The sequence below is a fragment of the Pseudonocardia xinjiangensis genome, assembly GCF_050948425.1.
GTDB classification, from domain to species: domain Bacteria; phylum Actinomycetota; class Actinomycetes; order Mycobacteriales; family Pseudonocardiaceae; genus Pseudonocardia; species Pseudonocardia xinjiangensis.
Map to the genome: position 1 here is coordinate 7,592,234 of NZ_CP192009.1, position 12,402 is coordinate 7,604,635.

General features: G+C 72.4%; 10 protein-coding genes and 1 pseudogene. 5 read left to right on the top strand and 6 right to left on the bottom strand.

All coding sequences use genetic code 11. The features are described 5' to 3' along the window. Positions 1-10: 10 nt before the first annotated feature. Positions 11-934 (bottom strand): Dyp-type peroxidase, encoded by a 924-nt coding sequence (locus ACQPZA_RS35915; protein ID WP_433276901.1) that lies wholly within the window; start codon positions 932-934, stop codon positions 11-13. Positions 935-998: 64 nt separating this feature from the next. Beyond that, positions 999-1,430 (bottom strand): DUF3618 domain-containing protein, encoded by a 432-nt coding sequence (locus ACQPZA_RS35920; protein WP_433276903.1) that lies wholly within the window; start codon positions 1,428-1,430, stop codon positions 999-1,001. A gap of 282 nt (positions 1,431-1,712) precedes the next feature. Here ACQPZA_RS35920 and ACQPZA_RS35925 point away from each other — a divergent pair, with 282 nt between their 5' ends. Together ACQPZA_RS35925 and ACQPZA_RS35930 are read left to right on the top strand one after the other, a co-directional pair. Then, a complete protein-coding gene (locus tag ACQPZA_RS35925) occupies positions 1,713-2,135 on the top strand; it encodes a hypothetical protein (RefSeq protein WP_433276905.1) in 423 nt (140 codons plus the stop codon). A 44-nt stretch (positions 2,136-2,179) separates the two neighbouring features. Further along, positions 2,180-6,556, top strand: coding sequence for an HAD-IC family P-type ATPase (locus ACQPZA_RS35930; RefSeq protein WP_433276907.1), 4,377 nt, complete (start codon positions 2,180-2,182; stop codon positions 6,554-6,556). Between the two features lie 255 nt (positions 6,557-6,811). On the opposite strand, the gene ACQPZA_RS35935 is transcribed toward ACQPZA_RS35930, so the two are convergent. Beyond that, positions 6,812-7,816: a 1-acyl-sn-glycerol-3-phosphate acyltransferase gene (locus ACQPZA_RS35935; RefSeq protein ID WP_433276909.1), complete on the bottom strand. Its 1,005-nt coding sequence runs from the start codon at positions 7,814-7,816 to the stop codon at positions 6,812-6,814. Next, on the bottom strand, positions 7,813-8,658 hold the full coding sequence (locus ACQPZA_RS35940; protein WP_433276910.1) for a patatin-like phospholipase family protein: 846 nt from the start codon (positions 8,656-8,658) through the stop codon (positions 7,813-7,815). Before ACQPZA_RS35940 ends, ACQPZA_RS35935 begins: the two co-directional genes overlap by 4 nt. 327 nt (positions 8,659-8,985) lie before the next feature. Here ACQPZA_RS35940 and ACQPZA_RS35945 point away from each other — a divergent pair, with 327 nt between their 5' ends. Further along, positions 8,986-9,444, top strand: coding sequence for a DoxX family protein (locus tag ACQPZA_RS35945; RefSeq protein WP_169394975.1), 459 nt, complete (start codon positions 8,986-8,988; stop codon positions 9,442-9,444). Positions 9,445-9,555: 111 nt separating this feature from the next. After that, entirely contained in the window at positions 9,556-9,996 is a 441-nt protein-coding gene (locus tag ACQPZA_RS35950) for a DoxX family protein (RefSeq protein WP_433276912.1), read from the top strand. An 18-nt stretch (positions 9,997-10,014) separates the two neighbouring features. Here ACQPZA_RS35950 and ACQPZA_RS35955 read toward each other — a convergent pair. Further along, a pseudogene (locus tag ACQPZA_RS35955) lies at positions 10,015-10,527 on the bottom strand (GrpB family protein); the annotation flags it as partial. A 14-nt stretch (positions 10,528-10,541) separates the two neighbouring features. Next, the gene (locus tag ACQPZA_RS35960) at positions 10,542-11,930 is read right to left on the bottom strand and encodes an FAD-binding protein (protein WP_433276914.1); all 1,389 of its coding nucleotides are present in this window, start codon (positions 11,928-11,930) and stop codon (positions 10,542-10,544) included. 28 nt (positions 11,931-11,958) lie between these two features. Between ACQPZA_RS35960 and ACQPZA_RS35965 the strand changes: the two genes are divergently transcribed. Next, positions 11,959-12,165 carry a hypothetical protein gene (locus ACQPZA_RS35965; protein WP_433276916.1) on the top strand — a complete coding sequence of 69 codons (207 nt, stop codon included), beginning with the start codon at positions 11,959-11,961 and terminating at the stop codon, positions 12,163-12,165. Positions 12,166-12,402: the final 237 nt, after the last annotated feature.

Below are 12,402 nucleotides of genomic sequence, written 5' to 3' on the forward strand. Positions count from 1 at the left end.
CCGGGGCTCGTCAGTCGTCCTCGGGAGGCGCGAACCGCCGGAGCGCGTCGATGGAGGGGACGGTGTAGTAGCCCCCGGAGACGGGCTGGGTGTAGCGGGTCAGCGCGTCGCGGATCCCGTCGCCGACGCCCGCCATCTGCCGCAGCATCTCCTCGAGCCGGAACTGCTCGCAGCTGAATCCGACGAACACCGTGCCGTGCCGGGTGGCGGTTCCGTAGGCGACGTTGCGCCGGAAGATGTCCAGTTCCTGCCCGTCGACCTCCAGCGTCGACCGCGAGACGTGGCTGTCGGCGGGCATCGTCTCGTCGTCGAACTCGATGCTGTCGGGCTTGGTCCGGCCGATGACCCGTTCCTGCTCCTCCTGCGGCAGCTTCTCCCACGCAGTCGTGCTGTGCTCCCACAGCTGGACGAGGACGACGCTGCTGCCCGCCCCCGGCTTGCCGCCGGGCACCAGCGCGACCTCCGGGGCCTCCAGCAGCGACGGGTTCTCGGTGCCGTCGATGAACCCGGTGAGGTCGCGGTCGTGGCGGTACAGCCAGCCGGCCGTCTCCCGTCGCAGCCGGGCGACCGCCGAGAGGCCGTCGACGATCGCTCGTCCGTTGTCGAACACCGCCGTGCGGTCCCCACCCGCCGTCCACAGCCAGGCGTCGTGCTGGGTGGCGGGCATGGTGAAGCCGTCAGGACCGGCGATGCCCTCCTCCCAGCCGCGGGCGCCCGACGGCACCTCGGCGGGATCGGCCACCTCCGCCCAGAGCTCGGGCCGGAAACCGACGACGAGGTTGACGCCACCCGTGGTCGACAACGGTCCCACCAGCGAGGCCGCGGCCGTGACGAGATCGACCGGCTGCGCTCCGGGCAGGAGGTCGAACTCCTGATACCCGTGCTCCGGTGTACCCAGGGCGAAGATTCCCGGCTGCGCATTCACGACGACCATGCTGGCAGTGTCCACACTGGGCGCGCTGCCGCCCCGGCTGTGTGTTCGGGCACCGATCGGGCGATCAGACGCCGTCGGCGGCCGTGACCCTGGCCTTCCGCCGCCTGCGCAGCACGACGAGGAGCAACAGGGCAGCGGCCGCACCGGCCACCGCACCCGGCCGGTCCCGAAGAATCTTCCGGACGGCTTCGGCCTTCTCGACGGCGAGCCGGTACATCCGGTCGAACTGCTGCTGGGCCGCCGCGACCGTCTCCACCTTCTTGGCCTGCACCCGCGCCGGGACGTCCAGGCGCGCCACGAGCTCCTCGACGGTGTCACCGAGCTCCGCACGGAGCTCGTCGATATGCCGCAGCCGATCGTCGTCCAGCTCGACGACCTCCTCGCGGAGCTCCTCCGACGACTTCCCTCTCCCGTCGACCACCGGTCGGTCCGGTGCCACGGGCACCGTCTCCTCGCCGGCGTCGTCGGGCTCCCTGCCCGTCGCACCCGTGCTCATCGTGGTGCCCTCCTCCTGATCCCACATGGCGTCGCCACCCACCTGGATGACCGTTTCTCCGGCCGGCCAACCGCGAACATCGGCAATGGCACCCAGGAGAGCCACGGCCGGCGCCGCCGCCGAATGGGGACCACGACCATGAACGAAATGCGCCGGATGCCGTTCCAGCGAGATTTCTCCCGTTCCATTCGGCGCAATTTCGCCGCCTCATGTTTTCCTGTCGGCCACCCCGGAAACGCTCTGTTGTTCATATCCATGATCGAGTGCAGAGCGAGGTGGGCAGTGACGGCCAAGGCGAGGACGATCCAGAACCAGCCCGAAGACGTGCGCCCGGGCCGCCCGGCCGAGGGCCGGTTCGAAGGCCACCGGTCGGCCACGGTGAACCTGCCGTTCGTGACCGCCCAGTTCCGCGTGCCGGATCTGCATGCGCCGAGCCGCGGGGACCTCGACGCCGCCGCACGTGGAGCGCGGTCGATGCTGCCGTCGACGAAGTCGATGTTGTTCTTCGGCGGTCTGGCGGCCACCGCCGTCGTCGGCGTGCTCGAGTGGCCGGTGGCGGCGGCCATCGGCATCGGCAGCGCGTTGGCCAGCCGGGGTTCGGCGGATCCCCGGCCCCGCGCGGCGTTGCCACCCGCGCAGGCCGAGACGACGGGTTCGACGACGACACCGGGGTCGCCGCCCCAGGCGGGGAAGGCACAGAACTGACCTGATCCGTCAGGACGAGCCGCGCCAGGTCGCGGCTCGTCCTCATGCTTGGCTGCGAGGCACTGGTGTTGCAGAGCGTCTTCGACCTGGCCGGTGCCGCCGTGGGCACGATCGCCGGCGCTGCGAGTGGGGTGGCCGAGCTGATCTCGGCCACCACCTCCGGCGCCACCTCGGTGTCGGACGGGCGGGTGCACGTCCCCGTCCGCGGACTCCACACCGGCGACGCGCCGACCACCGCCATCGAGGACCGGCTTCTCGCCAACGAGGGCGTCTGCCGGGCCGAGGTCAACGCGGCGCTGGGCCATGTGCTGGTCGAGTTCGATCCGGACCTGCTCCCCGTGTCCGAGGTGCTGGACCTCGTGCAGGAGGTCGAGGAGGACCACGGGCTCGCGTCGGAGCCGCACACCGACCAGGACCACCCGGGAGCCGCCGGCCGGGCGCTGCAGGAGGCCGCCCTGTTCGGCCTCCATGCCGTCGGGTTGGTCTACACGACCGTGGGCAGCGCGCTGCCCGCCGCGCCGATCGCGCTGCCGTCGTCGATCCTCGCGCTCGTCGACGCCACCCCCCGCCTGCGCGGACTCGTCGAGGCGGCGGTCGGCGAGCCCGTCGCCGAGGCGCTGCTCAGCACGGGCGCCGCGATGTCCAACGGGCTGGGCAAGCGGCCGATCGGGCTCGTCGTCGACGCCTGCCAGCGCTACCTCCTCTACCAGGAGAGCCAGGCCCGCCGTCGGGCGTGGACGGTGTGGGACGGCGCTCTTGCCGGTCAGGAGGGCGCCCATCGGGCTGCGGCCCACCCGGTCGGCCCCCGCCCGGCGCCCCTGCCGCCAGGACCGGTGGAGAAGGTCGCCGACCGGTCCGGCGTGGCCGCTCTCGGCGGCGCCGCGGCGCTGTTCGCCGCCACCCGGTCGATGCCGCTGGTCACCACCGCACTCGCTCTCGGCGCACCCAAGGCCGCGCGGTCGGGGCGGGAGGGGTTCGCCGCCCAGCTCGACCGCGCCGCCGCCGCGAGGGGCACCCTCGTCCTCGACCGCCACGTGCTGCGCAGGCTCGACCGCGTCGACACGATCGTGCTGGACTCGGAGATCCTGCTCACCGGCCGCCACGGCATCGACGAGGTGATGCCGATCGGCGAGGGCGTCGATCCGGCCGAGCTCGTCGAGCGGGCCCACGACCTGATCGACGTGCGCAGGCCACGACGTCCGAGTGCGCAGGAGGGATGGGCGGTCGCGCCGACCGGCCCGGAGGCGGCGGAACGGACGGGCGAGGCGGCCACCGCGCTCTCCCGGCGGTCGTCGATCATGCTCACCCTGCGCCGCGACGGCGATCCGGTCGCCCTCGTCGGCGTCTCACCGGCGCTCGATCCGTTCGCCGAGGCGGTCGTGGCGGCCGCCGCACGGGCCGGCCTGGTTCTCGTCGGAGGTCCTACCGAGCTGGCCCGGCGCCTGGAGCTCGACGGGGCCGTCGCCGGCGGGGCCGGGCTGGTCGGCGCGGTACGGGCGCTCCAGGCCGACGGTCACGTGGTCGCCGTGGTCAGCGGGACCCACCACGGCGCGCTCGTCGCCGCCGACGTGGGCATCGGAACCGTGACGCCCCGGCAGACCCCGCCGTGGACGGCGGACGTGCTGACCCGGTCGGCGGGCGAGGTGTGCCTGCTCCTGAACGCCGCCGGCGCGGCTCGGCAGGTGAGCCGCCGCGCCGCGCAGCTCGCCGTGGCGGGGTCGGGGTTCGGAGCCCTGCTCGCCGTGCTCGGGCCCCCGACCGGCGCGGCGAGCCGCGCCGCCATCCCCGTGCACACCGCCGCGCTGCTCGCGCTCGGCCTCGGCGTCTGGTCGGCGACGACGCTCGACCGGCGCCCCGACCCGGTGCCGGCCGACCGGACGCCGTGGCACGCCATGTCGGCCGGGGCGGTGCTGGGCGCGTTGCGCAGCACACCGACCGGTCTCTCCGAGGTGGAGTCGCGGCGGCGCCACCACGAGCGGTCCACGCCCGGCGACCCCGACGCGGCCGGTCTCGGCCGGGCGACCCTGGAGGAGCTCGCCAACCCGCTCACCCCCGCACTCGCCGCCGGGGCCGGGGTCTCGGCGGCCACCGGCTCGATCCTCGACCCGCTGCTGATCACCACCGTGCTCGCGGTGAACGCGCTCATCGGTGGGGTGCAACGGGTCGCCGCGCAGCGGGCGCTGCGCACCCTGCGGCACAGCAGCGCGTCCCGGGTGCACGTCCGCCGGGGTGAGTCCGAGGTGGAGCTGCGCGCCGACGAGCTGGTCCGAGGTGACGTGATCCGGCTGCAGGCCGGTGACGCGGTCCCGGCGGACTGCCGGGTGCTCTCCGGGCACGACCTGGAGGTGGACGAGTCGTCCCTGACGGGCGAGTCGGTGCCGGTGGCGAAGTCGAACCGCGCGACGAACGCCCGGACGCTCGCCGACCGGCGCTCGATGCTCTACGAGGGCACGGTGGTCGCCGCCGGGCGGGCCGAGGCGGCGGTCGTCGCGACCGGTAGCCACACCGAGGCCGGTCGGGCGCTGCACCACGACGGCGAGCAGGCGCCCCCGACCGGCGTGGAGATCCGGTTGCGCAAGCTCACGGCCCGCACCCTGCCAATCTCGCTCGGCGCAGGCGTCGTGCTGATGGCGGTGGACCTCCTGCGCCGGCAGCCGACGGGGGTGGCACTGTCCCGGGCGGTCAGCCTCGCGGTGGCCGCCGTGCCCGAAGGGCTGCCGTTCGTGGCGACGGTGGCGGAGCTCGCGGCCGCCCGCCGACTGTCCGCCCGCGGCGCACTGGTGCGCAACCCGTCGACGATCGAGGCCCTCGGCCGGGTGAACGTGCTGTGCTTCGACAAGACCGGCACCCTCACCGAGGGCCGGATCAGTCTCCGGCAGGTGTCCGACGGGACCGACACCGCCACCGTCGACGAGCCGCTCCCTCGCGACCTGCAGGACGTCGTCGCCGTCGCGGTGCGCGCCAGCCCGTTCCGGGCCGACCCGCACCAGGTCACCCACCAGACCGACCGGGCCGTGCTGCGCGGCGCCGACGCCATCGGGGTGAGCGCGGAGAACGGGCACGCGCTGGTCGAGCAGCTCGACGAGCTCCCCTTCGAGTCCAGCCGCGCGTACCACGCCACTCTCTGGCGCGGTCACAGCGGCGAGCGGATCAGCGTCAAGGGCGCACCCGAGGTCGTGCTGCCCCTCTGCAGCACGCGCAAGCGGCAGGAGGACGCCCACCCGCTCGACGACGCCACGCGCGCCGCCATCGACGAGGAGGTGCACCGCCTGGCGCGGGAGGGACACCGCGTACTCGCCGTCGCCCAGCGGCGCGTTCCCCACCAGACCCGGCTGGCCGAGGCCGACGTCCGGGACCTGGAGTTCCGCGGTCTCGTCGCGCTCGTCGACCCCGTCCGCCCGACCGCCGCCCATGCGGTGGCCACCCTGCGCGCCGCGGGTGTCGAGATCGTCATGATCACCGGCGACCACCCCAGCACGGCCCAGTCCATCGCCGCCGAGCTGGATGCCCTCAACGGACGCACGGTCATGACCGGCGTCGAGCTCGAGGAGCTCACCGACGCCCAGCTCACCGACACCCTGCCGCGCACGGCGGTGTTCGCACGCGTCAGCCCCTCGCAGAAGGCACGGATCGTCCGGCTGCTGCAACAGCGGGGTCTCGCGGTGGCCGTCACCGGCGACGGCACCAACGACGCGCCCGCCATCCGCCTGGCCGACGTGGGCATCGCGCTGGGTGCCAGAGCCACGCCGGCCGCGCGCGAGGCGGCCGACCTCGTGGTCACCGACGACCGCATCGAGACCATCACCGATGCGATCGTCGAGGGCCGCGGCATGTGGTCATCGGTCCGCGACGCCCTGTCGATCCTCCTCGGCGGGAACCTCGGCGAGATCGTCTACACCCTCGCCACCGGGCTCGCGGGAGGCAGCGGCGTGCTGAACGCGCGGCAGCTCCTGCTGATCAACCTGCTCACCGACGTCCTGCCCGCGATGGCCGTCGCCGTCCGCCCGCCGCCCGCCGCCACCCCCGAGCAGCTCCTCGCCGAAGGACCCGAGACCTCACTCGGCGGCGCCCTGATCCGCGACATCCAGGTCCGCGCCGTCATCACGGCGACCGCCGCAGGCGCCGCATGGCTGGTGAGCCGCCCCGTCAGCACACCGGGCCAGGCCGGCACCACGGGACTCGTCGCGCTCGTCGGCGCGCAGCTCGGGCAGACCCTCGCCGTCCGCGGGCGCACCCCGCTCGTCGCCGCGTCGGTCGTCGGCTCGATGGCACTGCTCGCCGTCGCCGTCCAGATCCCCGGGCTCAGCCACGCCGTCGGGTCGCGGCCACTCCTGCCGCATCAGTGGGCGATCGCGCTCACCGCGGCGGTGGCGGCCACCGCCGCACAGCTCGTGGCGCAACGTCTCGTCGCCCCCGGCTGAACGCGCTCGTCATCTTCTCGCCATCGGACATCCAGCCCGGGTGCGCCCATCGCTCACCACCGTCACCGATCCTGGACAGCCATCGGAAGGCGGAAGCTATGACCGGTTTCTTCACCGCGGTGCTCGTCGCGGTCGCAGCAGCACTTCTCGAACGGCTCGCGGTGCGGGTCGCCAGGTCGTTCTGGGGATCGCTGCAGCCCGCTGCCGCCTGACCCGATCGCCGATCCACCCGGCGGGTGGCGCGGTGTCGTTCGCTCAGGGCAGCCTGCGGGTCTCCTCGATCCAGTGGTCGATCTTCGCCCACCACTGGTAGAGCCACTCCACCTGGTCCTCCTCGCCGGACGGTACGTCGGCCGCGGGCACCCGCCACCAGCGCATCCGCACGGTCGCGTCGAGCGGGAGCTCCCGCCAGATGTCGGCCACGGTGAAGAGGTGGTCGAGTCCGGAGTGCGCGACGAACACGACGTCGGCCTCGGGAGCCGCGGCCAGCGCCGCGTGGACTCCGCCGGGACGCGGCGGCAGTACGTGCCGCATGGCCTCCGAACGGCGCGCCATGCGCTCCAGGCCCCGCGCCCGCAGTCGCTTGATTCCGGCCAGCCGCCTGCGCTCGGTGAAGTTGCCACCCTCGGGGAAGATCACGAACGCGTCGTTGTGGTCGAGCGCGGTGGCGAGCTCGCCGATCCGTCGCTGCAGCTGTGCTCCGCCGCCGGCCGGCAGGAACCGGGTGGGCAGCCGGTTGAGCACCACGTCGAGCGCCGGATCCCACTGCAGGGCCGCGGTCAGCACGATGCGCGGCTCCCGCGCGTACCAGTTCACCAGCGCGTGGACCAGGAGGAACGAGTCGCCCGGGCCGGCGTGGCGGCAGAACACGAGCAGCGGACGGTCGAGGTACTCGTCGGGGTCGGGGCCCTCCACCTCGACCTTCAGGCGCAGCACCCGGACCGCCTCGCCGTAGAGCACCTGCAGGTACCAGCCCACGAGCCGGTAGTGCAGATACTGGAACGGCGGGGAGCGCACCAGCAGCCCGAACCCCGACACCAGCCACAACACGAACAGGACCACCAGCACCACGCTGTCGAGCACCATCGCCACGACCGCCACCCACAGCACGCGCAGCGGACGCCACCGGCCGGGAAGGAACGGCGACAGGGCGGCCGCGAGCAGCAACCACATCGGCAGCGTGGTGACCACAGCGACGGTCATCAGCACCACGGCGGGTGCGAGCATCGTCCGCCGGACCCAGCGAGGCGGTGGCGTCACCGGTGGTCGCTGCCGAGCGAGGCGTCCAGGTACTCGACGGACGCCCGGTACGCAGTGGCGATCCGTTTCGCGGTGGTCCCGACGTCGCGGTAACGCAGCGCGGCGCGGCTGTCCCAGCGGGGCGCGGCTCCTTCGCCTGCCGGCAGCACGTGCACCGTGACGCCGTCGGGAACGGCGGCCAGATCGCGGGCGTAGCGGTGTCGGCGCGCGATCTCGAAGGCCACCATCGCCACTTCCCACGGCTGCCGCGGCGGTCGGAGCGGCTGGTCGACCCGACCGACGTGCAGCACGAAGATCCGGTCAGCGCCCAGCTCGACGGCGTGGCCCAAGGGGATGCTGTTCACCAGGCCACCGTCCATGTAGTGGCGGCCCTCGACGACCGCGGGCGGCAGCAGCCCGGGCACGGCAGCCGAGGCCATGACCGCATCGACGATCGGGCCGCGGTCGAACCAGTGTTCCGCGGACTGCTCGATCCCGGCCGCGCAGCACAGGAAGCGGACCGGGAGATCCTCGATCCGCCGGTCCCCGAGCACGGCGGTCAGCGCCCGGCGCAGCGGCGTCGAGGGATGCGCCGCGACCCGACTTCGAGCGAGCTCCCGCAACCGTCCGATCGTGCCCGCCGCGAACACGGCCCTGGCCTCGGCCGAGGACCACAGCGCGGTGAGCCGGTCGGGCACGTCGTCAGGCGGCAGCGCGGCGAGGACCGCACCGTTGATCGCTCCGACCGACGTGCCGAGCACCAGGTCGGGACGTACTCCGGCCTCGACGAGCGCGCGGAGCATGCCGACCTGGACGGCGCCGAGCACGCCACCCCCACCGAGGACGATCGCGGTGCCAGCCATCGACCGCCATGCTGCCAGCCGCCACCGATCAGCACAGGACAAGGCGGCCACGATCACGACGGGCCGGGAGCACGCTCCCGTGTCCGGGGGACAGAACACGGGAAGTGATACAAGATCTCCACGCTGAGCGCCCAACGGTGTCGATCAAGGGGTGACCGACCGGACACCTGCGGTCGTGCGCGAAGTGACGCCCTGCCTGCTGCTCGTCGCTGCCATCCGTGCGATGGCCGCGCCGACGGCGGGGCGGCGGAGCCCGGACAGCGCTGCTGAGTTGACTGATAGCAGCCTCCTGTCAGGCTGATCACCGAGTCATCCCTGGAGTTCCCGATGTTCCGATCCCTGCCCGCGCCGTCACGCGACTGGATGCTGCTGCTGTCGCGTGTCGTGATCGGCGTCGTGATGTTCGCCCACGGCTTTCAGAAGCTGGCGATCGACGGGATCGGGCAGACCTCGGCCGGGTTCGAGAACATGAGCATCCCGCTCGCCATCGTCTCCGCCTCGTTCGTGACGGTGGTCGAGTTCGCCGGCAGCGTGCTGATGGTGGCGGGGGTGGCCACCCTGCTCGTCGCCTCGCTGGAGCTCGTCACCATGGCGGGCGCCGCGATCTTCGTCCACATCCCCCACGGCATCTTCGTCGGCGACGGAGGCTGGGAGCTCGTCGGTGTGCTCGGCGCGGGGCTCCTCGCCATCGCGGCCACCGGGCCGGGGCGCTACAGCGTCGCCCATCTGATGCGGACGCGTGAGTCGGTGCCCCAGCAGCGGCCCCCGGCCTTCGGGACGACCTGACGGGGACGGGAGCACGGCGCCGCCGTGCCGATGCACCCCGGCGAACGCCGCAGGTGCGTCCTCCCCTCACATCGACGGTCCGATCCCCGCACGTGCCTCTGGAGGCTCCCCATGACGTTGCCCAAGCCCACCGATGACATCGCCGTCCTCGTCGCCCGCGTCCTGCTCGGTGTCGTGCTCATGGCGCACGGCCTCCAGAAGCTGGTCACCGACGGCATCGGCGGCACCACCGCGTCGTTCCAGGCGATGGGCATCCCGCTCCCGACGGTCTCCGCTCTCTACGCCACGGTCGCCGAGATCGGCGGAGGGCTACTGCTGCTGGTCGGCCTGGCCACCGCGGTGGCCGCGATCCTCGTCGCCCTGGACATGGCAGGCGCCCTGGTCTTCGTCCACATCAGCAACGGTGTCTTCGTCCAGAGCGGCGGCTGGGAGCTCGTCGGTCTGATCGGCGTGGTCGCGCTGCTGATCGCGGCGGTCGGTGCCGGTCGCTTCAGCATCGACGGCGTGCTGGCGGCCAGGAAGCGCCCGGAACGCTCGGACGTGGCCGCCTGATCCCACCACGGTCGCGACGAACTCGGCCTTGCCGTGCGAGTACGCCTCGCGATCATTCGCGTGCCGGGACGCCAGTTCCTGCTTGGTCCGGGCGTACCGCCTTCTGAGGTCGGCGTCGCTCCTCAGCGCATCGCGGAAGACGAGCTGTTCGTGCCATCGCGGACTTCAGTCGATCATCAGGTGTAGGTGCGCAACGCGCCGGTCGTCCTCGACGAGCACGAAGAAGCGACGCCACGGCCGTCGGTCGAGCTCCGCGGGCACGACGTGCCAGCCCGCCGGAGCCAGCACATCCGCGACGTGTGCCGTGCAGGAGAAGTCGGGCACGGCCGCCTGCACGTCGATGATCGGCTTGGCAGCGAGTCCGGGGACGGCCGTCGAACCGATGTGCTCAACAGGACGGGTGAGCCACTCCGCCAGGAGCCGGCCGAGTTGGCCGGCGACGAGCTCACCGCGGCTGAGCCAGGGCGGGTCGTGGTCGACCACCTCCACGGGTTCCGTCGCCCAGCGCGGCCACTGCCCCGGTTCCGTCACCGCCCAAGGATGGGCTACGAGCCCCCAGGCGGGATGTTGTGGTTGAACCGGAACATGTTGGCCGGGTCGTACTCGGCCTTGAGCGACCGGAGACGCTGGTAGGTCGCGTCGTCGAAAGCCTTGCGCGTCTCCTCCACCGCAGCGTCCGCGGGTGAGAGGAAGCTCGGGTGCTTCCGGGGACTGACCCAGGGACGCAACCCCTCCATCAGTTCCAGGCCGGACGCCTCGGACCCGGCGACCTCACCGGGCGGGACGAAGGTCAGGGCGAAGACGGCGAAGGCCGCGTCCCGGTTCCCCACCGCGTTGCGGTTCCCGGCGGTCCCGGCGAGCGCGCCGCCCATCTGGCGGATGTCGATGATCGAGATCCGGGAGTCGGCACCCGGACCGGCGACCTCCGTGATGGCATCCGCCGTCGCGGCCGTCATCGCGGTGAGCAGTGCGAAGTGCTCGACCGCGGCGACCGGCTCGCCGGAGTCCGGAAACATGGAGGCGGAATCCGCGTAGGGGATGTCGGCGACCGTGTCGAGCAGCACCGGCGCCGCCGCCCTCAGCAGCGCGATCAGCTCCTCGCCTTCGTGTTTCGAACCCAGGTAGGAGATCCTGATGTTGACGGTCAGCTTTCCCCGCATGAACTCGGGAATGAACGGAAGGTCGGGCATCCGGAGGAGGGCGATCGACGAGGTCAGGTCATCGGGCGCCTGCGCCGCGAACTTCTGATAGGCGCGCAGCACCTCACGGGTGTGCTCGCCGGAGTAGAACAGGTTCCCGGCATACAAGCGGGTGACCGGGAAAAGCGTGAACTCCAGCGCCGTCACCACACCGAAGTTGCTCTTGCCGCCGCACAGCGCCCAGAACAGGTCCGGCTCGGAACCCGGCGTCACGTGGTGGAGTTGCCCGTCCGCGGTCACCACGTCGATCCGGCGGACGTGGTCGGCGGCCCATCCGAACGCGCGTGCCAGGGTGGCGCTGATCCCGCCGCCGAGCGTGTACCCGACCACGCCGACCGTCGGTGACGACCCGGCCAGCGGGGCGAGCCCCGATTTCGCGGCCTCGTCGACGACCTGCTGCCAGCACACCCCGGCCTCGACCCTGGCGGTCCGGGCGACCGGGTCGATCGTGAGTCCGGTCATCCGCCGGGTGTTCACCAGGACCCCGGAGTCGATGGGCACCGACGGTCCGTGCCCGGTCAGGAGGACGGCCACGGGAAGGTCGTGCGCGGCAGCGAAGCGCACGGCCGCCTGGACGTCGGCCGCGCTCATGGCGCCCACGACCACCGCGGGCCGATGGCGCACGGAAAGGTTGATGGTGGCCACCTCCTCGGCGAAACCGTCATCGCCGGGAAGAAGGACCGGGCCGTCGACGGCGGCCGCGAGCACGTGACGGGAACTCAGTACGGAAGCCAACGCCATCACTTCCAGACGGGTGATGAGAATGGACACCAGCAACGTGCGTCTGCCACTTCTCACCGGCAGGTCGGTCTGCAGCGGAAAAGGCATCCACGATCAGCGCGCCCCATCAGCCTGCTGGGTGGAGGTCAGCGAAACCAGACGCGGCCGCGGTGATGAAGATCGCAAGGTTTTCGGGCCGACTGATTGCGCAACCGAGTCATCCGAATTCACCGGAATGGGCAACTGGTGACCATGGTGCCCATCAGGGCCTGCGTCCGAACCACCCGCGACGCCGTCGCGAGGCAGGTCCGGCACCGGTTCGGCGCGGTCGCGAGTACCGGAGAGGACCCGAATCACACTTTTCGGATGATCCGCCGCCCCGCGCACCGGGTGATGGTGGTGCCCCACGCCCGGTCGAACCGCGGCCGGACAGGACGGGATTGGGACCGGCGATGGCGACCCACGACGTGTCTCCTGCAGCAGGGCG

Excerpts from the sequence above, each read along its gene's own strand:
- ACQPZA_RS35915 (WP_433276901.1), bottom strand. The coding sequence starts at position 934 with ATGGTCGTCGTGAATGCGCAGCCGGGAATCTTCGCCCTGGGTACACCG.
- ACQPZA_RS35920 (WP_433276903.1), bottom strand. The coding sequence starts at position 1,430 with ATGAGCACGGGTGCGACGGGCAGGGAGCCCGACGACGCCGGCGAGGAG.
- ACQPZA_RS35930 (WP_433276907.1), top strand. The coding sequence starts at position 2,180 with ATGCTTGGCTGCGAGGCACTGGTGTTGCAGAGCGTCTTCGACCTGGCC.
- ACQPZA_RS35940 (WP_433276910.1), bottom strand. The coding sequence starts at position 8,658 with ATGGCTGGCACCGCGATCGTCCTCGGTGGGGGTGGCGTGCTCGGCGCC.
- ACQPZA_RS35945 (WP_169394975.1), top strand. The coding sequence starts at position 8,986 with ATGTTCCGATCCCTGCCCGCGCCGTCACGCGACTGGATGCTGCTGCTG.
- ACQPZA_RS35950 (WP_433276912.1), top strand. The coding sequence starts at position 9,556 with ATGACGTTGCCCAAGCCCACCGATGACATCGCCGTCCTCGTCGCCCGC.
- ACQPZA_RS35965 (WP_433276916.1), top strand. The coding sequence starts at position 11,959 with ATGGACACCAGCAACGTGCGTCTGCCACTTCTCACCGGCAGGTCGGTC.